At 61.3% G+C, this 23,237-nt stretch carries 14 protein-coding genes; 4 read left to right on the top strand and 10 right to left on the bottom strand.

Annotation, left to right across the window (positions count from 1 at the left end; translation table 11 throughout):
* Nucleotides 1-30: 30 nt before the first annotated feature.
* The 10 genes from QA635_RS33655 to QA635_RS33610 all read right to left on the bottom strand — a co-directional run bounded on the left by QA635_RS33655 (nt 31) and on the right by QA635_RS33610 (nt 16,039).
* On the bottom strand, nt 31-900 hold the full coding sequence (locus tag QA635_RS33655) for a fatty acid desaturase family protein (RefSeq protein WP_283064002.1): 870 nt from the start codon (nt 898-900) through the stop codon (nt 31-33).
* A gap of 23 nt (nt 901-923) precedes the next feature.
* Nucleotides 924-2,309, bottom strand: a complete 1,386-nt coding sequence (locus QA635_RS33650) for a preATP grasp domain-containing protein (RefSeq protein WP_283064001.1) — start codon at nt 2,307-2,309, stop codon at nt 924-926.
* 16 nt (nt 2,310-2,325) lie between these two features.
* Nucleotides 2,326-3,111: a hypothetical protein gene (locus QA635_RS33645; protein ID WP_283064000.1), complete on the bottom strand. Its 786-nt coding sequence runs from the start codon at nt 3,109-3,111 to the stop codon at nt 2,326-2,328.
* 49 nt (nt 3,112-3,160) lie between these two features.
* Entirely contained in the window at nt 3,161-3,730 is a 570-nt protein-coding gene (locus QA635_RS33640) for a 2OG-Fe(II) oxygenase (RefSeq protein WP_283063999.1), read from the bottom strand.
* A 372-nt stretch (nt 3,731-4,102) separates the two neighbouring features.
* On the bottom strand, nt 4,103-4,321 hold the full coding sequence (locus QA635_RS33635; RefSeq protein ID WP_283063998.1) for a hypothetical protein: 219 nt from the start codon (nt 4,319-4,321) through the stop codon (nt 4,103-4,105).
* 488 nt (nt 4,322-4,809) lie between these two features.
* Entirely contained in the window at nt 4,810-6,432 is a 1,623-nt protein-coding gene (locus QA635_RS33630; protein ID WP_283063997.1) for a nuclease-related domain-containing DEAD/DEAH box helicase, read from the bottom strand.
* Nucleotides 6,429-8,258, bottom strand: a complete 1,830-nt coding sequence (gene drmB / locus QA635_RS33625; protein ID WP_283063996.1) for a DUF1998 domain-containing protein — start codon at nt 8,256-8,258, stop codon at nt 6,429-6,431. The genes QA635_RS33630 and drmB overlap by 4 nt, the downstream gene beginning before the upstream one ends.
* Complete coding sequence (locus tag QA635_RS33620) at nt 8,248-11,346, bottom strand: helicase-related protein (RefSeq protein ID WP_283063995.1); 3,099 nt, start codon at nt 11,344-11,346, stop codon at nt 8,248-8,250. The genes drmB and QA635_RS33620 overlap by 11 nt, the downstream gene beginning before the upstream one ends.
* Nucleotides 11,343-13,574 carry a UvrD-helicase domain-containing protein gene (locus QA635_RS33615; RefSeq protein ID WP_283063994.1) on the bottom strand — a complete coding sequence of 744 codons (2,232 nt, stop codon included), beginning with the start codon at nt 13,572-13,574 and terminating at the stop codon, nt 11,343-11,345. Before QA635_RS33615 ends, QA635_RS33620 begins: the two co-directional genes overlap by 4 nt.
* 1,190 nt (nt 13,575-14,764) lie before the next feature.
* Nucleotides 14,765-16,039, bottom strand: coding sequence for an acyl-CoA dehydrogenase family protein (locus QA635_RS33610; RefSeq protein ID WP_283063993.1), 1,275 nt, complete (start codon nt 16,037-16,039; stop codon nt 14,765-14,767).
* 849 nt (nt 16,040-16,888) lie between these two features.
* Between QA635_RS33610 and ectB the strand changes: the two genes are divergently transcribed.
* From ectB to QA635_RS33590, 4 genes are all read left to right on the top strand, one after another.
* On the top strand, nt 16,889-18,184 hold the full coding sequence (ectB, locus tag QA635_RS33605) for a diaminobutyrate--2-oxoglutarate transaminase (RefSeq protein WP_283063992.1): 1,296 nt from the start codon (nt 16,889-16,891) through the stop codon (nt 18,182-18,184).
* A gap of 1,665 nt (nt 18,185-19,849) precedes the next feature.
* Nucleotides 19,850-20,137, top strand: coding sequence for a DUF3892 domain-containing protein (locus QA635_RS33600; RefSeq protein ID WP_283063991.1), 288 nt, complete (start codon nt 19,850-19,852; stop codon nt 20,135-20,137).
* 485 nt (nt 20,138-20,622) lie between these two features.
* The gene (gene pimC / locus QA635_RS33595; protein ID WP_283063990.1) at nt 20,623-21,825 is read left to right on the top strand and encodes a pimeloyl-CoA dehydrogenase large subunit; all 1,203 of its coding nucleotides are present in this window, start codon (nt 20,623-20,625) and stop codon (nt 21,823-21,825) included.
* Between the two features lie 77 nt (nt 21,826-21,902).
* Nucleotides 21,903-23,099 (top strand): acyl-CoA dehydrogenase family protein, encoded by a 1,197-nt coding sequence (locus tag QA635_RS33590; RefSeq protein WP_283063989.1) that lies wholly within the window; start codon nt 21,903-21,905, stop codon nt 23,097-23,099.
* Nucleotides 23,100-23,237: the final 138 nt, after the last annotated feature.

Raw genomic sequence — 23,237 nt, 5'->3', positions numbered from 1 at the left:
CAGTCTCCGTCTTGACAAGGCAAGTCCGCCTTACATGGGCACGCGCCGGATGAGCCGAAGGGCGAGCCGGAGATGAAAGGCCAGATACGACGTCTCCACCGGATCTGCGCAGGCGGTGTCGGCGCGATGCGCTGAATGGAGTGCGAAGGCGGGCAGCGCCGGATGGCGATGATGGACTGCATGATAGTTCGCGTGCCACTGGAAGAACCGGACGACGGCGTTCGAGCGGATATTGCGCGCCCTCGGCCACGGCGTTCCCTCTTCGGCCAGGTCGAAATGTTCAGCCAGACTGAAGAACAGCGCGAACGCCGGATAGAACAGCAGCGGCCCCCAGTAGGCGATGAACATGGTCCGTGTCTGCCACACGGTCGCCGCTCCGCAGCCCGCCAGCCAGAGCAGGATGACAAGATTGTCGCGTCGGGCGGCACGCGCCCAGCGCCTGCTATTGATGCCTGCCGGAAATTCGCCCCTGAAGGTCAGGACCATGCGGCGGAAGATCGATCCCCAGAAGCCCAGTCCCGACTGGGCGTGAAGATAGCCGGATAAACTCGCGAACCGGATCCGCGGCTCGGAATCACCCTCAGTCGCTGAAAAGCGATGGTGTATCAGATGCTGGCGACGATAGATCGTGAAGTTCACCAGAATTGGCGTGCACCAGAGGGCACCGGCAACGCGGTCCCACCGGCCTCCGAAGTGGGTCTGGTGAATGCAGTCGTGCCCGGCGTTGAGACAGCCGGACAGGATGAAGGCGCAGCCGAGGACGGGCAGTGCCGCCCACGGGCGAGGCGAGATTACCATCGCTGCCGAAGCAAGGACCGCGTAGGCAGCCAGGATCACCGTTGCCCGCGCCAGGGTCCGCACCGGGCTCGGCAGCGGTGCTGGCGGATTCAAATCACGCATTGAGGCTGTTCCGGAAGCGAGGCTCATGCTGCGACATCCAGCTCGTGCCGGAGCATTTCGAGCAGACGCTGCTCCATCGCACGCGCCTCATTGCTGCCCGGGGCAATGACCAGCGCCTCAAAGGTGTGCGTGTTCACATCGTCGCAGGCCAGTACAACAATGCCGCAACGATTGCCGGCGCTGAAAGCAAGGCCGCTTCGCTCGAGCAGGGCCACAAGTCGTCCGAAACCAGGTGACGGCACGTCGCGGAATGAGGCTGCGACATGTGATGCGGTGAAGCCGGAGCCGAGCAGCCGGCTCGCAACTTCGTGAAGCACAGTGCCGCCCCCCCAGCGGGCGTTGGCCTCATTGAACAGCAAGCGGTTGTCGGTGGTGATGATCGCGTCAATATTGATGTGGCCCCGATAGCCCATCATCGCGGCAAGCTGCAGCAATCGGCCGCAGTGCAGGGTTGCCTCCGCCAGCCGCGCAGGCGGCAGGGCGGCAGGCAATTGAAGACCTGTCCAGAACAGGCTGGTGGCCGCGGGATCGGCGCTGCGGCGCAGGCGGATCGAGCCGGAGTCGAGAAACTCGGCCTGTCCGTCAGGCCTGATCAGAAACTCGAGATAGAACATGGCGTCGGCCGGGTGATAGGCCTCGACAACAAGGGGGCCGGAACTGCGTCCCCGCAAGGTCTGCCATAGTGCAGAAATCATCTCCGTTCGCTCGTCCCCGTTTGCAGCCGGGAGCCGAATCCACCGGAAGGCGCCGGCGAATGGGCCGGTCTCCGCTTCGCTCAGCACAATGTTGCCGGTTCCGCCCGCACCATTGTCGAGCTTCACCATCACATTGCCTGTCAGGGGCAAAAGCGCGTCGATGACCCGCCTGAAATCAGCCTCTGCGGCTACGATAGCGCCCTCGGGTATCGGCAATCCGGTGCCGACCGCGAACTGGCGAAAATGGCTTTTCCGGTTGAGCAGGTCGGTGCCGAAATGTGCAGCATGGCGTCGGGCGATCGCCTGGCCACCCGAAGCGCCGAGGCGCAACTCCTCCTGCAATCGCGCGGTCCCGGCGGTCTGGTAGCAGGCGAGCATCGACCATTCGTCGGGTGCGCCGATCGCGCGACGAAGTGTCTCGATCGTCCGTTGATCCAGCAGGACCTCGTCGTTCAGAACGACACTGGCTGCGCCGGTCGCGGGTGTTACGAACCGGACGGGCGCTTTCCCGTCCTGCGTCTGCCAACCGGGGACCGCTGCCATATACGACAGAAAATCGTCCCCGGGTCGTCTGGTTGCCACCACGACATCGCCAGGACGCGCGAGCCAGACGTTTCGCGTTGCCGCCTGGGCGGCGAACAGCGCCTGCTGCCGGTCAAGCCGCTGACCCAGCATCTGCTCGGTCGCATTATTCATGACAATGATGGTCGGCATCCCTGATGCCCTGCGGTTACGCGGGAACCGGCGAAGCCGCCACGAGACCGGCACACCATTCGTGGTTCATGGCGTAAGCCCTGAGGCATTCCTCAAGGAAGTCCGCTTCCTCATCAGGCCTGATCAGTTTCTCGATCATTCTGCCGGTCATTGCCACGTGGACGGCCTCGCCGTTGCTGTCGCTTCCGATGTGAGCTTCGAAATAGTCCAGCCCTTCTGAAGCGTCCGCACCGAACAGCAACTGAATTGCTTCATACAGCGCCGTGATCATTGCGAAGGCATGCCGCTCGAAAGCGAGCATATGGGCGATATTGCGGTTTCTGACCGGATCGGACAGTCCATCGTAGAGCCGGTCCAGATAGTCGGCCGTCCTCCGGTCGGGCAGGGCTTCCGTGAAACCGGCGCCGATCAGCTTCCGCACATCGGTGATCAGCATCGCCGAGTGAAAATTGCGTTTAACTTCGGTCAGGCCCGGCAGTCCATCCGGCCCGTTGCGCATGACGAGCTCATGCCCGCCAAATTCGTCCCACGTCAGGAACGCTCCGACCGCAGCGCTGATCTGAATGTTGTCCTTCCATGCGGACCGACCGAGGCCCGTCCGGTAGGCCCGGTAAATTGCGCCGCTCTGGATATAAGGGAAGGCAACAGACATCGCTGCATATTGCCCCATCAGCGCGCCGAAATTTTCCCGGTCTATGCCGTTGCCGAAGGGGTGGTCAGGGTACAAGGCCGAGATCGACTTATCCAGCCGGCGCAGGAAACCGTCCGCATCGATGTTGGTCAGGACATCAGGAGCTCGCATCTTTCACCTTTGAAAATAACTGACCCGGTCAATCACTGTGGGAGCCCTGTCATGCCGACTCCGCTTCGGCCTTTGGCCGGAACTGGGCGTGAATCTCGCTTTCAGCGCCCAGGGCGTGCGCATGACGCACCCAGCTGACAACGATCCACTTGAACCCGCTCGTGATGGGCAGGCAGGCGTGCCAGGCCTCCGGCCCGTTTTGCCAGACGACCGCGCTGCCCACCGGCAGGTTGCGAAACACCTCGCCGCTGTCGAACGCCAGTTCGCCGCCACCGTAGCCGCTGTTGAGGAAATAAACGATCGAGTGCGAGCGGTGCGGGCCGTCAAGATGACGTTCACTGCCGTTTCCCGGCGGGTAGCAGACGATCTCCATCGGCTCGACGCGCTCCCGGGCGATGGCCGTCCTTTCATGCCGACCAATCAGCCCGCAGGTCAGCCCGGCGAGATCTTCGTCGACCCATTTGCAGTTGAACGCCTCGCGAACCTTGGGATCGTAGACGCGTTCTCCCTTGGTCCAGAACATCGCCGGGCTCAGTCGTCCCGACATTTCCGCAATCAACTGCGCACAGCGTTGTGGCGGCAGGACCTCCGGGTACAAGACCGGCGCGCTCAAAGACATATCCCTTCCTCCCGCAATCGCCGGAGCCAAAGCATGCGATTATCCGGTACGTAACGTACGATGCGGCACGCACCTGGATGAAGTCTGGCGGGTCCGCGCCGCTCTTGCTCAACCTTGAATCGGGCGCACTCGCAGCGACCATTGTCGGCGGTCCCGTTCACCGGGAAACAGCTCTTCTCCCCGGTCGAGGCACCGCGACGATGTCGTTCCCGCCCTCGTGTTCGCAAAACCAGCGCGATGCCGGGAACTTTTTTTGGCGAAGGCCGCAGTTGACCTTCCCGTTGCGCAAACCCGCCTTGGCGTGCGCCCGGTGACACGCCAGAGCGGGCTTGCGGCGCGCGGTTTGCGGCCGCGCATCCATTGCCGTTGCTGTCAGCCGTGCTCCGAGGCGTGATACTTGCTCGCTTCCTTTTCGTGATCTTGCGCGAGTATCAGTTCACCACGGGCGACCAGCGCATGGTGCGCTGCCTTTTCGCCATTTCCGGCATCGTAACACCTGGCTGCATCACGGAACTGTTTGGCTGCAAGTTCAAGGTGCTCTCCCGCCATATTGAGATGCTCCGCACCCAGGTTCTTTGCTCCGATGCTCATCTGAAATCTCCATTTTGAATTGGATCGCAAACGCGGCAACAATCCGGGGGCCGGCGATTTCACGTGCGGCAGCCCGCAACTTCTTTCGACAAGTCCGTCTATTGAAGACGATGTACCATACATCAACCGAAGGTTGTTTTCAACTCCGGAAAAATATCATCCCGCATGTTCAATTTAACGACGAGCATCTCCGACGGTCAAGAGCGCTGCAAATCGTGTCGTTACAGTGAATCGTTCAGCGCAGTCGCGGGCCAGTGCCAAGCGTCTCCGGCACGTGTCGACAGGCGGCGCGGCCTGCACAGGACCACCGGAAACGGCGCACGTGAGTTGCGCAAAAGGCAATTCAGAAAACACACGGGGGCTGAAGCCGCGACCATTGCATCAAGCCTGCATTCAAGGACCACACCTTGCGTTTTGCAAATCTTTCACACGCATACTCCGGAAAACGGCAAAGCGCCTCACTGTCCGTATCGGACTGAAAGCGGCTTTCAGTACGCGCCCTGAAGCCAGGAAATCATCGAAGGCTCCCCGAATATCGACAGGTGAACCCGCGGTCTGGAGAGCGCCACATAGGCGAGCTCGCGAACGTCGGCCATGCCACGGGAAGCCGCGAGAATGACGACCTGCTTTTCAAGCCCCTTGAAATCACGCACATGCGCAACCGTAACCCCCGCGAACGCCGCAGTCTGCTTGCCGAGCGCGACGACAAGATCGTCGTCGGCCGCCAGAATGGCGATTTTCTCCGGATGAACCTCGTCTTCATTGGTCAGTGACCGCAGCTTTGCCACGACGTTCGAAGCGATGCTTGCTGCCGTGCAGACGTGCCATTCGACCACGGGGCCCTCGGGACCGTCAGCGGTGATCTCGAAGCCGCTGTAAAAGCTCCGGGCAGCGTCATGCACATGCTGCGTGTTGCGCAGATTGCGGGTCAGGCGGATCGGGACGGGGATCAGTGATGCAAGCGCGCTCGTGACATCCCCGTAAACGCTCTGGTTGGTGTCATAGAAGGCGTGAAGTTTGGAGCAGACCGGGTCGGCAAGCAGCTCTTCGATGACGATCCACCATTGCGGGCGAAAATCCTGCGCTTCATCCACGATGACCGCATCGAACTTCAGTTGCGGCCTTGCCTGTATTGCCTTTGCAAGCGCGTCCAGAGCTTCGTCATCCGGCAGCCCTCGTGCAGGCGCAAGCCTGATACCGGCTTCCGCAGCGAAGGCAACACACAGCTCGTCGATGCTGCAGACCCGTACCGGCGAGCGCCCGAGCGTCTGCCGGAGGAAGACTGCCAGCTTCTTGCCGGCGCAAAGCAGCACTACGCGCGAGCCGTCCGCTGCGAGCCGCGAGGCATCCTCCATTGCCACGATCGTCTTGCCTGTCCCGGCGCCGCCACCCACAGCGGCTCGCGGCAGGTGCATGAACGATGAAAGTATATGAAACTGCTGGGGCGTCAGGACTGCGATAGTCTGCTCGTCCTCGTCATAGTGCTGCGCAGGCGGCACGCGCAAGGTCATGGGCAGGGCGAGAAGGTCGACAAAGGCCTGCACACCGCCGGCGCCTGGCCCCTGTGCGCTTTCGCCGGACAGGCGATTTCTTACCCATGCGCCGATATCGGCAAGCTCACCCCGGCAGCAGAACAGTTCGCGGGGACGGTCGGGTCCCGAATTCCCGGGGGGCCCCGCTGCATCCGGGAAGACCACGCCATGGCGCATCCGGATGAAGCGGCCCCGCGGCCAGCCTGGCATCTCGCGGACCTTGTCGAACAACTGATGCTTGGACGATCGCGCCTGCTCGACCGGGTTCTTGATTACATGACGGATGCGGTTTCTGTCCTCGCTGATCCAGACGTCTGTTTCCGGATCCCAGGAAATCCCGCCTCCCTTGACTTCGATCGTGAGAAAGCCGCGCACGGGATGCACGACGACGAAGTCGGCTTCGCCATCCTTCTCTTCGCCATAGGGTGTGATTCCAAGCCACGGACGGCTGTAGAAGACGATCCATTCAGGCCCGAGCGCGCTCTCGAGCGCATCATAGACCCGAACCTCCGCGCGGCGTTGCTCATTGTCGCGCACCTGCCGCGGCAGCCGGGCAGGCCACATCCGCGCTCCGCTCATTGCGGACCGCTCCGCAGCAGTTCACTGAAATATCCGGTTTCGCCTGCTCCCGGCTTTCCGACGAGCAGCGCGCGGTCGAGGAAGCGGTTGAACTCCTCGCAGGAGGTTTCGGGGGCCAGCACACAGGAATGACATGCCGCCAGCGAGAGGTCTTCCTCCCGCGAGAGCATGTCTTCGATGCAAAGGGGATCGGACGAACACCATTCCTGCGAAGCGATTGCCGCAAGGACAGTGCGCTCGATGCGCTCCGGGTCGCCCTGGCGCTGCAGACCGCCGAGCGTGCCGTCGTCATCGGTCGTTGCCGTGTAGATGAGCAGCCCCGCCATCGCATTCGGACCTGTCTCCACGTACAGACGCTCGCGAAGTGCCGTCGAGGAGTAGCCGCAGTCGAGGGTGAGCTGGCGCATCAGGGCGTGCGCAAACGTGTGGATGAGCAGGAACCTTGCGGAAATCAGCCGGGCGGGCTGCTGGTCCGAACCATGCCGCGCCTTCCATTCTACGATCCAGCGCTCGTTGATCCGCGATGCGCGCGCGATCACGGCCGGCCGGTTTTCCCATTTGGCGAGCCTTGCATTGTTCAGCTCCATGAATATGCCTTCACCGCGGACCTCGATCGCCGGCAGCCAGTCAAGCGGCGATGACGAGAGCTGCGCGACCGGCGCCAGGCTGTCGCCCGGCGGATGAATGCGGGTAAAACCCGTCATCGCGCGCACCTCCCGCAACCGCGTTGCCTTCACAAGGCGGGAGAGCAGGGGCTTCAGCGCCTCAGGTACCGTTTGTGGCCTGATCTCGAATTCCCGGTCGATACCGCGCACATAGGTGCCGCCGGTAAACTGCCGGTACTCCTCCAGTCGAAGGTTTTCAGTGTCGATGGCTGCTTCGGCCGCGATGCGTCGGTCGACTTCGAGGCGGAACTGGTCCGGTGTCATCTCCAGCTCGTTCAGCACGGGCGCCAGCACCGTCCTTGAAAGTATCTCGATCTGGCGCGGCCGGTCCTCGGGCAGCACGCCGACGATCAGTTCCCATGCCATTCCGATGGCCTCCTTCAACCTGTCTGACCAGGGTGGAATGCTGAGCGCGGACTCGATGACCGGGAAATAAAGATTTGATGCGCCGCGCTGGGTCGCACGGGGACGATGCGTGCAGGTCTGCGCAGGTCCTGACAGCCAGGGCCTGAGTCCGCGGCAGGCCGGCAAACGCGAGGTCTCTCTCGTCGAAAATATGCCCTCCATGGACTTGCGCGCCTGGCACGTCGGGCAGCTGAGGATCAGCCCCGCAAGACCTGCCTGCTCGGAGACCAGTTTCAGGAAGCCTTTGCTGTTCGAACAGGCGGCGTCGTGATCAACCCACATGTGCCAGGGGAACTCGTCCAGATGTCCTGCCTCACACGCGATGACGAAGCGGACCGGAACGACATAGACTTCCTTGCGCCCCGGCGCCCTGCGCGTGCACTCCGGACAAAACCGGCCCGCCCTGCCTGGCTGGTCGGCCCACATGTCCTGTCTGCCGATCCGGTCACACTGCGGACACTGCAGCCATGTCGGAAAACGGACCGCGACAAGCGCCTTCTCGTCCTTCTCCTTGAGGGGATCGCGGACAGGCGGCAGCCTGAAGCCTCTCTTGTTCAGCTTTTTCTCGAGCCTTTCCTCGCGGATGGTCTGTTCATTGACCATGCCCGATGGCGGGAAATTCCTGTCCCACTCCTCAAGACCCGCAGCGACGGCAGATACCGTCGCCCTGTCCGCACGGAAGTCGACAACGGCCCCCGGGCCGAAGGTTGCGACCGCAGCACTGCGCCTCAGTTCGCCAAGATCGTTACGCGCCATCGGTCCTTGCTTTCAGCCATTCGGCGAGTCGATAGTGAACGGAAGGCTCGACTCCGCGCATTGTGTTCGGCGTCGGCCAGGCCTGCCCCTCGCTGCGCCCAGAGGCGCGTCTCGCCGCGGCCTCCTCGGCGCCCTGCAGCAGGGAGTCTTTTGCAAACCGGTTCCAGTACTCCCGGGGCGACCGGCGGATCCACATCTGAAGCCGCCTGCGAAGCTCGTCGCCCACCGCGGTCTCCCGCCGGTCGACGCGCGACGCGCGCTCCGCGATCCTCTCGATCAGGTCTTCGGCCGTGGCGACGGCAGCATCGTCCAGCACGGGCCGCGGCATCATACCCGGCACAATGTGCCGGATGACGGCAACAAGGACAGCATGAAGAGCCCGGTCCCGTGCCCGTGAGGCGAACGGAGTGACGCTGGTGGCTTCGACTTCCCGGTAAAGGGTCGCATGGGAGGAGCGGAAAGTTTCAAAGTGCGATCGGTCGCGCGGCTTTCCATTGTTCAGGACTGTGACCACGAGGCCGGGGATGTTGCCTCGCCCGACGCGGCTCGTGGCCTGGATGTACTCCGCAATCGTCTTGGGCTGACCGTTCACCACCATGAGGCCGAGGCGCTCGATGTCGACGCCGACGCTCACCATGTTGGTTGCGAGAACGACGTCGATCGCCGCATCATCTCCCGCACGCCGCTTCAGTTCATCGAGCATGTCGCGGATGTCTTTCTGCGACCGCCGCGAAGTCAGTTCCTCGACCGTTTTGAGCCTGCGTCCGGCTTCGCCTCCACGGGCCGACGAAATCAGTCCGATGGTGTCGTAGACGTCGTCCTGCATGAGCACGAGTGCACCCCCGAGCTCGCGCAGCGAATTGAAGTAGGCGACAAGGGTCCAGTAATGGTCCCGCTCCGCCGGCTCGAGACCGGCAAGGGCCGACTGCATGAGCGAGGCCGTGACGGCCTGCAGCGTGAACTTCACTGACCGGCCTGCCGTCGTGACGCCGACATACCGTCGGCCGGCGAGCTTCGGATCGGTCACCGTGAAGCCGGAGTCCCCTGCGTCCAGACCCGGCGGCGGAAACTGGCACGTCCTGCGATCGAACAGCGCAAGGACCTGCTCGGATGCGCGGCGGATCGTGGCCGTCGATCCGACAATCTTCGGACACGTGCCGTTGGTCGACAGGATAAGATCGAGCGCCGACTCATACAGACCTGACAATGTTCCGAGCGGTCCCGAAATCAGATGGAGTTCGTCCTGCAGGATCAGCTGCGGTTGCATGCCGCTCCTGACCGCAAAGAGGTTTGCAGTCGCCTCCTGGCGCACGATCTGCGCGAACTTGTCCACCGTTCCGATCAGCAGCGTCGGCCGGAATTCGTAGATGTCCTGATCGACAGTCCAGACCGGAAGGGGAAGCGGACCTGAAAGCAGGCAGCCCTTCGTTTCGCAGATCACATGCACGGGATCGGTCGGACGATGCTGCACATAATTCAGTCCCTTGCCGCAGGCGGGGCAGGAGGCGAGCTGGCGCGGGCTGGATTTCGAGCTATCGCGCTGGCTGTCGAACGCGGCCTGGCGGCGGTTGGGCGTTGCACCTTCACCGACCCAGAGCCCGATCGAGAACGGCTCGTTGCCGAGGCGCGAGGCGAGGGAAGTGGGGATCGCACCGCGTCTTGCAGCCTCACACGCACAGATCATTGCGGACGCCCGGATGAACTGTTGCGTGGTCAGGAGCCGCAGCGTGTAGCGCATGATGACGGCAACGCCCGCTCCGTCATCCGGCTTCTTCGACGAAAGCCTGCGGTAGAAGGCGACGAACGCGATCAGGCCGAGATACGCTTCGGTCTTGCCGCCTCCCGTCGGAAACCACAGCAGGTCCATGATGCCACGATCCGGGTGATCGCCCTTCGCGGCACTCTCGAGCGTGAGCAGCAGGAAGCCGAGCTGGAACGGGCGCCAGCGCAGTGTGCCATTGCCCGACCATTTCCGCTGGGTGTCCATCACGAGGTTCGCAAGCCGAAACGCATCCGCGGCATCTGCGTCCGTCTTCAGGAAATCGGCCCCCTTTACCATCCTTGCCCGGATCCCTGCAGCCGTCTCCAGATGCGCCCGCGCGGTTTCGGCCCGCCTGCCTGTCAGTCCGGCGGCCCCGGCCGCCTGCAGTTCAATCCAGTCTCCGTAGGCGGTGCAGAGTTTCTGGAGAGCGGCATGAAGGCGGGGCGTGTCCGCCGTCGCAAGCCATGCGGCGGACAGCACATCCGCGTCCCTGGCAGCAAGGCTGCGAAAGACCTCGTGACCGTCGGGGCTGACCGCGGGCACGATCGCCTGCGGCAGCCAGGTCGTACGCACCGCAAGCGCGACCGTCCGGTCCTCCGCACTTTCGGTCCAGTCGGCCGAGCACGTATGACCGGCGGCAAACTCGCGGGCATCCCGATACAGCAGGTCAGATGACCAGTCGTCGTCATCAACCGGCGAGCGCCGGCTGGGCCGCGATATCAGCCTTGTTGCTCCCGCCGGCCTGACCTCGAAGCCGACCTGGAATAGCGTTACCTTTTCGATTGCGGTTCGGGTGGGTTCGGCCGGCGTGCCGTCATTCACAAGCGTAATCGTGCATAGCCAGCCGTGCCCGAAAGGCACACTGCGGACGTGCAGCCTCAGCCATGTTACTGACCCGGATACCAGGCTCTGGCTGGCATTGCCCTCGCGCAGCGCGACAGGCACGTTGTCCAGGACATGCTGCACGCGCTTCCATTTCCCGTCGGCTTCTGCATAGGTCGCAAAGCGGATGCTGACACTGACGGACGGGTCTGCTCCCGCTCCGGCGGATACCGCAAACGAGATTCCCGCCGTCGACGGACGACGCATCGCCACGGCCCGGGCCTGGGCCTGATCGGCGCTTTCCGCGCCGTCATCCTCGCCGCCGGCCGATGCATCCAGCTTTTCGTCCTCCTCCGGCGCGATAGGCGTGTTCTTCGGCCAGAGAATGCCCGAGACGTAGACGTCTGCCGGCTTCGATTCCAGAATCTCGTCAGGCACACGCGGCCCGACGAGGTCAGTCTCGAGCCGGTCGACCAGAATTTCCCTCGGAGAGAGCGCACTCAATCTTCACCTGCCCTGAACTTCGTCGTCCCGAAACCCGCGAGCATCGGCGCCAGCATGAAGCCGCTCGACCGCCAGGGTTCATGAAGTCGCTCCAGCACGGGATCGTCGGGCTCGACCGCCAGGGTCCGGATCCCGATCGAACGCACATACGCCAGATAACCCGGCTCCGCCCGACGGCCACAGGACTTCGCCACGCTGTAGAGATCGTCCTTGAAGTGCCTGCTCAGGAAGCAAACCCGCTCCCTGTCAGCGGTGCGCAGCGCGTAGCGATAGTCGAGCTCGCGCACCGCATGCGCGTACATCTCCGTCATGACAGGTGTTTTCCGCAAGCGCGCCTGGGCTGCCAGCGCATCTTCTTCGCTTGCGAAAACCGCGCGGCCGACGAGAGACGACGCATCGAGGTCACCCGCCCGTCCGACTTCGAACTGCAGGCCGTTCCTCGGCATCTTCCGCCAGACGCGGCCGTTCAGATTGCCTGCACCGCGCGATGACGAGCGGCCGACAAACAGCCGGTTCCTTGCGCGGGTGGCGCCCACGAACATCACACGGATTTCTTCGTCGAGGTCACTATCCTCGTCCTCCTCCTGGTCGTCAGGCGGCAGGTAAAGATGGACGTCGTCGGCCTCGCGGCCCTTGCTCGCATGGATCGTACCCAGGATCGGGCCGGCATCTCCATATTCCGCCGATGTGAAAAGCGACGGCGGATTTGACCGCGCAAGCATGGTCCGCAGCCGATCGACGTCGACGACCGTCTCGCTCTCGCCCGCGCTCTCCAGCAGAAGATTCCATGCGGCACCTTCCGCATCCTGTCCGCCGGCGTGCCTGACCTGCCCCGACCAGCGCCCGGCAAATTCCTCGCGCGTCATCCTGCGCCCGGCGAAATTCCAGAGCGCTTCGCCAATCCACGGGTGAACGCGGGCGGGGAGGCCCGACATGCGCAGGCGATGCGGTGCCTCTGACGACAGACCCGACACCATCAAGACGTCAGACCTGCGCCTCAGCAGCACGAGCGTATCGGCCGAAAGACCTTCAAGGCGGATATCTTTCGCCGCGCCGGCATCACGGCCGGCAAGACGCTCGATCTCGCTTCCGATCGCCGCTCTCCGCTTCAGGGCCGATCCCTTGCCGTCGAGAACCTTGCGGCGGACGTCGGTGAAGATTTTCAGGAGTCCAGGTTCGCTCGTGCGGTGCACGCGTGACAGCCCGGCCGCCTTGAAGCCCTTGTCCTCGAGCCGGGCGAGAAGCGAGGATTCACCCTCATCGCCCGCGACAGTGCTGTCCTCCGTGAAGCCATAAATCGCCTGCGCCCGGTCGGCAAAGACCGTCACCCCGCATTCCGGTGCGAGCGCATCGATCATCGTTTCGACGAGCTCGGCGCGGGCTCCGACGATGTCCTGCGCCTCATCAACCACGAGATGCCCAACGCGCTGCATCAGATAGTCCTGCACCTCTTCGCTGCCGCGAATCTGCGCCGTGGTCGCCTCGATATTGTCGTTGAACGAGCCGGTCAGCCCTGCATCGCTGGAAAAACCCGACTGCATCGCCCATGCGTGGGAGTCGAGCGTTGCAATGCGGACCGCGATGGCGTCCGACGGCTCGTCGAGCGAGCCCGAAAGACGGTTGCGGATTTCGTGAACTGCCGTTCGTGTGAAACTGACGATCCAGATGCGGCCCGGCGGGATACCGCCCCGGATGAGATGGGCCACGCGCTGGCAGGCGACCCAGGTCTTTCCCGTGCCCGGCCCGGCATCGACCAGAAGCCGGCGGTCGGGCGCCGCCCCGATCACGTCATCCTGGAGGCCATCGTCCGCCGGCGCGGGCTCCGGCAGACCGGACGCCGCTGGCCTGTCATCAGCAACGATTTCCTCGAGCGTACGCCCGTCAAGGTTGATGCTGGAGCCGTTCAGCGGCCAGAGCCGCCCCTTGTAGCGCACAACCGGGCCGTGCGGCGTGGTCCGGAGCGGTCGAACGACACGCGCAACCTCGCGCCCGCGGCGCAGGACCCGAACTTCGATCTCGCCCGCAAATCCTGTTTCCATCGACAGCTTTCCCCTGCAGTTCCGCAATAGCACCAGGGGTGGCTGGCGGGCAACCAGGGCTTCACCTAAATACTGAAAGTTGTGTAGCCCGACCTGTGGAGGTACGCAGCTCCGGGTTGTGAGCAGGGGGAAGCCGGTCGTCACAATGTACGAACCTGACGAAATGCCCTGGCCCGGGTCGTTTCCCATGGCCGAACTGGATTTCGTCGAAATTCTTCTCCGGGGACGCGCGCGCCGGATTGTTGACCTCGTCCGCGGGCAGGCTGACCATTCCGGGAGGCGCCATGAGCCTGGCGTGCTGCGAACGCGAGGTCTGACGGCTCGGCAAGATGATTTGAGGCCAACGAAGCCGGTCCTCGAATTCGGCGCCGGATGAAGCTGCGTTTGCTCCTTTATGACGATGAGGACGAAGCGACGTTCATCTCAATCGGATTGTTCGCGCGTATGGGAGGAATTCGTCGCTGCTTATATACGATGGGAAGCTCCCGGTATTCGCATGCGAATGGGCCCGCTACAGACGGCGCAACCTTCAGGCCAAACACTTCCGCGAGCGCCACAAGATCCACGGCGACATTCGCACCTGCAAGGCAGGATGATCCCGCAGCACAACCTCCTGCTTCTGCTTTTCCACCCACGCTATTTTCGACTGCTGGCGTTTGCTGCCGTTTCAAGGAAAGAACGCCCTCAAATCCGTTGGGCGCGCGCCTCGCGGGCCCAGCACGCTTTTCTCGAGGTTGCCTACATCATTCGCGAGCGGAAGCCGGGGTATTCCTGACCTGGAATGCGAGAACCTCGTCAATCAATGATGGGACAACGCGCTTTGGCGTCATTTGTGACCTGCTGACCAATAAGCTCGTTATCACATCGTTATGTGCTTGCCTGATGCAGAATCCCTCATGTCTGTCACCGTGACGGCATCTTCACCGCTTCCGCGATGAGAGTGGCTTCGCGTCTGCAGGGGTGATATCGAGGCCATTGCGCACGGCACTGAATGGATCGCCGGGTTCGCAAGGACAGAACATGTCAGCTGTGCCAGCGCGCCGTTGGGGCAACGACATTTCGCCACGCATTCCAATCAGACCAGTCCCTGCATTCCGGGGGCGTCCAGGATTTTTTCGATAGCGATGAAGCCTCGGCTGCTCACCCTGAGTTTTCCCGGCGATACGCGGTGCTTGAGTCTTGGTCCTGCGCCGCACATCTTGTCTCGTCGATGAAATGTCGCCAAGCGTCACTAAAGGGATGACTTGAGTCACCTTCGGCGCTCGAATGAGGGGGACGGCTGCTGCCCGACGGGCCTTGAGGTGGCCAGCTTCCTCGTGTTCCCCAAACACGGTCCGAAAATGGGTACATGGTAGCCAAATTAGCCGCGCCGTCCTCCTCTACTCCATGCTCAGTTCGTGCCGGCCCACCACCATCCAGTGGACCTCGTCGGGACCGTCTGTCATGCGCAGCTGGCGGACATCCGTGTACATCTCGGCGAGCGGCGTCCAGTTCGAAATGCCGGTAGCGCCATGCATCTGGATCGCCTGATCGATGATACGGGAGGCACGCTCCGGCACCATCGCCTTGATCATGCTGACCCAGACGCGCGCCTCCTTGTTACCGAGTACATCCATGGCTTTCGCGGCCTTCAAAACCATCAGCCGCATGGCCTCGATCTCGCAGCGTGCCTGCGCGATGATCTGCAGATTGCCGCCGAGACGGGCGATCTTCCTGCCGAAGGCCTCGCGGGTGAGTCCGCGCCGTACCATCATGTCAAGTGCCTTCTCCGCCTTGCCGATGACGCGCATGCAGTGATGGATGCGCCCTGGGCCGAGGCGGATTTGCGAGACCTCGAAGCCGCGCCCCTCCTCGAGCAGGATATTTTCCTTCGGCACCCGGACATTGTTGAAGCGCAGGTGCATGTGACCGCGCGGCGCGTGGTCCTGCCCGAACACGTGCATGGGTCCGAGGATCTCGACGCCGGCCGTGTCCTTTGGCACCAGAATTTGGGAATGCTGTCTGCTCGGCGGTGCATCCGGGCTGGTTCTCGCCATCACGATCATGATCTTGCAGCGCGGATCGCCCGCGCCGGAGATAAAGTATTTCTCGCCGTTGATCACCCACTCGTCATCGACAAGCGTGGCGGTTGTCGAGATGTTCCTGGCGTCGGATGAGGCTACCTGTGGCTCCGTCATGGCGTAAGCCGACCGGATTTCACCGTTGAGCAGGGGCTTGAGCCACTTCTCCTTCTGCTCAGGCGTGCCGACTCGCTCCAGCACCTCCATGTTGCCGGTGTCGGGCGCCGCGCAGTTCATGGTCTCGGGTGCAAGCAGGTCCTTGCCAAGCTCGGCCGCGATGTAGGCGAAGTCCAGATTCTTCATTCCCTCGCCGGTGTGCGCATCGGGCAGAAAGAAGTTCCACAGGCCCTCCGCCCTGGCCCTGGACTTCGCCCTTTCAATCATTTCGAGCTGCGCCGGGGTGAAGCTCCAGCGGTCGGTTACGTTCCCGGAAAGCTTCTCGAGCTCGGCCGAAATCGGTTCCACGGTTTCGCGGATGAACTTGCGCACGCGGTCATACAACGGACGCACCGCCTCGGACATGCGGAGGTCGTTCAGCTCATCACCGGGGTTCAGGCTGTAGCTGGTGCAACGGATCGGTGCGGCGACGTTCATGATTTACTCCTCATCTCGAACAGGGCCTGCCGGCAGGCGAGGGGGCGCTTGGGCTCCCGTCTGGAAAGTCACCATCAATATTCACGGTTAGCGGCGAAACGACAGCTGACAGGTTAATCGCTTGACATTGCGGTCGGCACTACTTCTGTCACTGCATCTTTTAATTTGATGCATTGCGTTCAAACCCGGTATGGAGATCGTGAATCTCCAGAGCTGACGCCCGCGATGTATTCGCCGTGCGTTTCGTGCTCCCGCAGGTGCTTGTGTTGCGCAAGCATAGGAGTGTCAGTGGGCGTGGCCATACGCGTATTGAGGGCCGCGAGTGAAAACGCTCCGCTGATGGTGCCCGTTCACGCTTGCGACCAGCGGCAGTAGTTTCCGCGAGGGCGATTTATGACGACCAGAGGCTCTGCGGATAAGGCGGATCGAGTGCATCAACGAATGGTTTGTTCCGGAGCAGAGATTTTGTTGACGCAGATCTATCGGACTGAGGGCCAAGCCAGGTCACTCCTGACTGCGGGAATTCCAATTCTGTCAGGGGCTCGCTGGCAGCCCCGCCGGTCGAATTGGTCCGGGCTTGAACGTACGCTGGCCTGTCAGGGTAGACGCGCCGTGTCCTGCTCCGGGTATGGATTATAGCGGCCGGAATGCTTAGCGGTACTGCCTGCCCTGATAGGTCCGCGATTTTCAGTTCTCATGTAAGTAGATGACATCGTGCTTGGGATCATGTGCGTCGTGCCTGCCGACGCAGGGCTGGACGTGCGTGTATCCAGTCGTTGTGTCCACAGTCAGCCCCGATCAGACGAAAGTCTGCTTGTTCAAGCACGCCTTGCTGTAAAGGAGAATACGATGCGTGAGGTGACTGCTGAGCCAGCTAACCTGCGAGCGTTCGAAGCCCTGGAATCGAACGTCCGTCTCTACTCCCGTTCACTTCCGGACGTTTTCAGCCGGGCCCGGGGCTCCATCATGCTGACGGATGGTGGCCGGGAGGTCATTGATTTCCTCTCGGGCGCCTCAGCGCTGAACTACGGTCACAATAATCATGAGATCAAGGCTGCCATTGCAGCGTATCTGGCCTCGGATGCCGTTGTCCACGGACTTGATATGGCCACCCCAGCAAAGCGCGAATTCATGGAGACATTCCATTCTGTCATTCTTCGCGAACGCGGCTTGCAGAACTATCGGTTTCAGTTCACGGGGCCAACGGGCGCCAATGCCGTTGAAGCAGCCCTGAAGCTCTCGCGCAAAATAACAGGGCGTCAGAACGTCATCTCGTTCACGCATGGTTATCACGGTCTCAGTTTAGGAGCGAGCGCGGTGACCGGTGGTCGTCATTATCGCGTAGCAAGTGGCGTGGCGCTGTCGGGCGCGACTTTCATGCCCTATGACGGGTATCTCGGGCCGGGTGTTGATACGTCGGATTATCTGCGCAAGGTACTGCTGGACGAGAGCAGTGGCGTCGATGCGCCGGCAGCCATTCTCGTCGAAACCGTACAGGGAGAAGGGGGAGTAAATGTAGCCGGCAGGGAATGGCTGCAGTCACTTCAGAACATCGCGAGGGATGTTGGTGCCCTTTTGTTAGTAGACGATATCCAGATGGGTTGCGGGCGGACAGGCGATTTCTTCAGCTTCGAATTCGCCCGACTGTCGCCCGACATTGTTGTGCTGTCGAAATCGTTGAGCGGGTACGGCCTGCCCCTGTCGATGCTGTTGATCAAGGAGGAGCGTGACGCGTGGCAGCCGGGGGAACACACGGCCACCTTTCGCGGAAACAACCTTGCGCTCGTATCCGCTACCGCCGCCTTGAACATTTATTGGCGCAGCCCGGACTTTTCGCAAGGAGTGCAGCGCATGGGAGAACTTATGCGACGCCGGCTTGACGCCATTGCATCCGAGCACGGAAACAGTTTTGCTGTTCGCGGGCGGGGCATGGCGCTCGGGTTTGATTGCCAGATTGCTGAGATTGCGGAGGCGACGACACGCAAAGCGTTTGAAAAGGGATTGATCATCGAACGGTGCGGCCCCCGTGATCAGGTCGTGAAGTTTCTACCTGCGCTTACGATTGACCCGGAGACATTAAATCAGGGTATTGACATATTCGAAGTATCTCTAGTCGAGACAATGAAACAGGCCAGGGGCGCATGATCCGACAGCACAGGTCATGGAGCGACGAACGACCTCGGATTGGAGAAGATGGTGTCGTGGGACATTCTCAACCGATCGAGGTCTGGATCCGAAGGCGCGGCTGCTTAATGCCGTGAACAGCCAGATGCTGACAAAGCGTCAACCGCTGCCTCCGACATTGAATACGGGTTGGCTTACAGAATAGGTAGTTGTCTCGTTCCCTCATAAATGATGGACAAATATGCAGTAGCGTGCCGAAGCCCGGCGTCGCTCATCACAAAGGAATAAACGGAACGCATTTTCAATCCGGCGGTCTCGGGTCTCCTGCAATATATGACGCTGCCGCCGCTCAAAGAGACATCAACCGTTTCCATAGGTTTTCTTTTTCAGAAAGGGCCTCGATCCCGCGGGCCGCCCGGAAAAAGGCGCCAATACCCGGATTTTCGGCTCGGTCGTTTACCGATTAGCGCTGGTGAGGGATATTGGGTTACGGCGTTGGCAAGATGGATGAGATCGCAGTTCTAAAGGTACGTCTTGGAGACGTTCTATTAGTGTACACCAGCGCGACGAAGATGACCGGGAGAATGGCCTATCACGGCGATGGCTGGATCCACGGACACTTCCGAGTGCGGTGCGATCGCCAGGGTCATTGGAGGAATAGCGCGGAGTGAGTCATTGTCGATGCGGGGCTCCTGAATCCGTGTGTGGACATGTCGCGCGTCGGATGGTGAAAACGGGCGTCTACGACGTCATGATCACGAACCCGGCATACGTGATTGCATCGGGGAGAGTGAATGGCGCTTGACTAGCTGGACAAACGCGAAGAGCTGAAGAGCGAGGTTGAGCGTCACGCCGACAGATGCTCATCTGATCGACGATGGTCGGCGTGTTGTCCTCAGCCCCATACTGTGCCCGGCCGGGCTCCTCGCTGAAGTCCATCGTAAATCGAGGCCCCGTGCGCGCTGCCTCGACTCCAAATAGATTTCGTTGCGGCTCGAGGGCCTGGGCCAACATAGCGGTCTATGCGGGCGCCCCAGCGCGCGGCTCACAAGAGCAGATACTCGAGATGCGTTGCCGCCTCTGAAAAAAGCAGGAGTGGAATAGGGGGTACGTTTCGTACGGACAAATTCCTTTAATCACTGGCAAAGGTTGGCTACTGCTCATAGAGATAGCACTTCGGCCTAATTGAAAGATATGCGCTGTCAGGAATCAGCAATGCTCGACAAGAGCTCGCGCTAGGACACTAAGGTACCACGTTTGCTCCAATCAGTTTCCCCCTTCAGGCCATCACCGCTGGTTCGTTGTCAGGCTGAACTGGCGCCCGCAACGCATTCGGTATTTCATGTCTGCCAGCGGAGTTATCTGCAAAGGCGCGCTCGGATCAGAGCCGCGGCTTTCCAGGGAGGGCCGGCTCTACGTCATTTCGGCAGGTGGGCTACCGGTGATCGATGCTCTGCGCATCGATGGAGACGCAGGTCTCTGTTGATAGAGGGCTGCGGACCGCTATGCGGCCAGACAACCGATCAAGCCTGGAGTGCTTCCCGGCTGAGCTGATAATCGATTTTCAAACCAGGGCCGAAGCCTCGCTAGCTGCGTACCTAAACTTAGAGCTCTAGCTGGCTCCTTCTGCGAGTTAACGGTTCGGTGCTTCGGACGGGTCATCATATTTATGAAAGGTGTGGAAGCATGGCTGACTACAGGATTGATTGCGTCAACAAGCCGGATCGTAAGAGTCCCCACGAGCACATCACCCACGTGGGCGGGCCCCAGCCGGCGGGGACGGGGCGCTGGAAGGATACAGTTCCGAACGTCGTCCGTTTGATTGAGCCGCGGATTCACTCGTTTCATACGGTCGAAGGTGGCGCGAGAGCCGAGGTTGGCGTACGGACTAGTGCCGCCGGCAACAAGTTCCTGCAAACGTACTCCGACGGCGTTTGGAAGGATAATTTGCTTGCTCTTAAAGAGTGCGGCTGACGGTGGAGATCCTTCTGACCGGTCATGATCAAATCTGCGTTGCTGGCCAGATCGTCGCGAGAGTGCCCGCTCGAAGAGGGGATTTCGCGAAACCAGGCGCGTAATCCAAGAGGTGCTTGGCTCGGACTATTTGGAGCATAGCCTGAGGCCAATGGTCTATTTATCATTAGGATCGTTCAGCGAGGCGGCACGGGTTCTCATCTCGTGTTGGTTCGCGGCGATCGATACGGGACCAGCGGCCTTCTTCGCTTGGAGCGCTTTCTCCGCCGCCGCATTTCGCTACTGCAGCGCCAAGGTCGGCCTCTACCCTGTTCAGCTTGACTCGAGCCACGATTTCCATTGGCAATCTCCCGAGTTTCCAGCGTTCCTCTAGGAATATTCCTTTCGAAGCCCCGGCGGCACGCTGCAAGCGGTCGCCAGTGAAAATCCACGGCCGCCGTCTGGACGCCGGTGGCCTGTTCGAGATCTTTTGAAAAGGCATCAAAATGGATCTGAGTTTTACCCCTGACGAACTCGCCTTCCGCGACGAGGTCAGAACATTCTTCCGAGTTGCAGTACCGGCCGATATCCGCGAAAAGCTTGTGGCCGGAATCCAACCGAGCAAGGCTGACATGGTTCGCTGGACCCGAATTCTGGCCGATAAGGGCTGGGGTGTGCCTCACTGGCCAGTCGAATATGGCGGCACCGGGTGGAGTCCGGTTAAGCAGTACATTTTTACCGAGGAGATGAACCAAACGCCTGCGCCCGCGCCGCTCCCCTTTGGTGTGAATATGGTGGGCCCGGTCATCTACACCTTCGGCAGTGACGTCCAGAAGAAGCGCTTTCTGCCGCGCATCGTCACTCTTGAGGACTGGTGGTGTCAGGGGTTCTCAGAGCCTGGTTCTGGCTCTGATCTCGCCTCGCTCAAGACGCGGGCTGTGCGTGACGGTGACCATTACGTGGTCAACGGACAGAAGACCTGGACTACGCAGGCACAATATGCGGACTGGATTTTTTGCCTGGTGAGGACAGATCCGCAGGCGAAGAAGCAGCGAGGCATTTCATTCCTGCTGATCGACATGAAGTCGCCCGGTGTCACCGTGCGCCCGATCCAAATGATCGACGGCAGCCACGAGGTCAATGAGGTGTTCTTCGATGACGTGCGCGTGCCGGCCGAAAACCTCGTTGGCGACGAGAACCGGGGCTGGGATTACGCCAAATTCCTCCTCGGCAACGAGCGCTTCCACATCGCTTGCGTCGGCGTTTCTAAAGAGCGCATCCGACGCATCAAGGACCTCGCCTCATCGGTTCGTTTCGGCAACGAGCGGCTGATTGATCAGGCCCGCTTCCGCGAGAAGGTCGCCGCAGTTGAGATCCGGCTCAAGGCACTCGAGATCACGCAGCTTCGCGTGCTTGCCGATGAATCGAAACGACAGAAGGGAACGCAGGATCCCGCAAGCTCAATCCTCAAGATCAAGGGCGCGGAGATCCAGCAGGCGACTTCAGAGCTTCTGATGGAAGTGGTCGGCCCCTATGCCCTACCGTATCAGTCGGAAGAAGATTTTGGACGACCCAATGAGCCGTCCATCGGTCCCGACTGGGCGGCGGCGATTGCACCCGCCTATTTCAATCTCCGCAAAGTATCTATCTATGGTGGTTCCGATGAGATCCAGAAGAACATCATAGCCAGGGCGGTCCTTGGTCTCTGACGAATCATTCAGCAAGGGAAAGAGGGGGATGCCTGAAGGCGGCTGCCACGACCCCAGTTTTCAGGAGAAGCCCAACCATGGACTTTGATCTCTCAGAGGAGCAACGTCTCCTGAAAGACAGCGTCGAGCGGCTGATGCTCGATAGCTACGGCTTTGATCAGCGTCGCAAGTATCAGGCCGAGCACTTGGGCTTCAGTGATGCAATGTGGACGCGTTATGCCGAGCTCGGCCTCCTGGCGCTACCCTTCCCTGAGGAATACGGTGGTCTCGGCGGCAGCGCGGTCGAGACGATGATTTTGATGGAAGCCTTTGGCAAGGCGCTGATCCTCGAACCCTATTTTGCAACTGTTGTGCTCGCCGGCGGAATTCTGCGACACGGGGCCAGCGACGCACAGAAGGCCGAGCTAATACCGGCGATCGCGGAAGGCCGCATGAAGCTCGCATTCGCCTTTGCCGAGCGGCTGGCCCATTACGACCTGTTTGCGGTTCAGACGCAGGCGGAGAAAGACGGAGATGGGTGGTTGCTCAATGGCAGCAAGGGGCTGGTGCTTCACGGCGCTGCGGCCGACAAGATTGTCGTGTCGGCGCGGACCGGCGGAACTTCGGGTGACCAGCACGGAATTGGCCTATTCCTGGTAGATGGAAATGCCCCGGGCCTCACGCGCCGTGGCTATCAGACTCAGGATGGACTGCGCGCGGCCGAGATCAAGCTGGAAAACGTGCGAGTTGAGGCAATCGATGCCATTGGCGAGCCTGGACGCGCTTTTCCGGTCATCGCGCAGGTCGCGGATGAGGCCATTGCGGCTCTTTGCGCGGAAGCGGTCGGTTGCTTCGCTCAAATGCAGGCGCTCACGCTTGATTATCTAAAGATCCGTCAACAGTTCGGCCAGGCGATCGGCTCGTTTCAGGTCCTGCAACACCGGGCGGTCGACATGTACGTCGATCTGGAGCAATCACGCTCAATGGCCATGTACGCCACGATGATGGCAAGCACAAACGACACGACAGAGCGGGCGCGCGCGATGTCAGCGGCAAAGGCCCAGGTCGGTCAGTCGGCAAAGGCGATCGGGCGCCAGTCAATCCAGCTCCATGGTGGGGTTGGCATGACGATGGAGTACCGCATTGGGCACTATTTCAAGCGCGGCACCATGATCGACACGCTGTTTGGCGATGTCGATCATCACGTCCGCCGACTCGCCGCCCTCGGCGGCCTCTTCGATGATGGGCACGAGAAGGGTAGCCTGGATAACTTTCAGGCAAGCTCACGCTCATGACTGACCGTGTTTTCGGACAGGGGGCAAGTTACGCCCGCTCGATGATATTGCCCGGGGCGAGATTTTTTGCCTCCAGCTCCACGGTTGTGGCATTCTTGCAACGGTAGGCTGTTGTTCGCTTGTACATCTCGCTCTGGC

The sequence above is a fragment of the Bradyrhizobium brasilense genome (assembly GCF_029714345.1).
GTDB classification, from domain to species: Bacteria; Pseudomonadota; Alphaproteobacteria; order Rhizobiales; family Xanthobacteraceae; genus Bradyrhizobium; species Bradyrhizobium australafricanum.
This window is presented reverse-complemented; position numbering and strand designations above follow the sequence as displayed.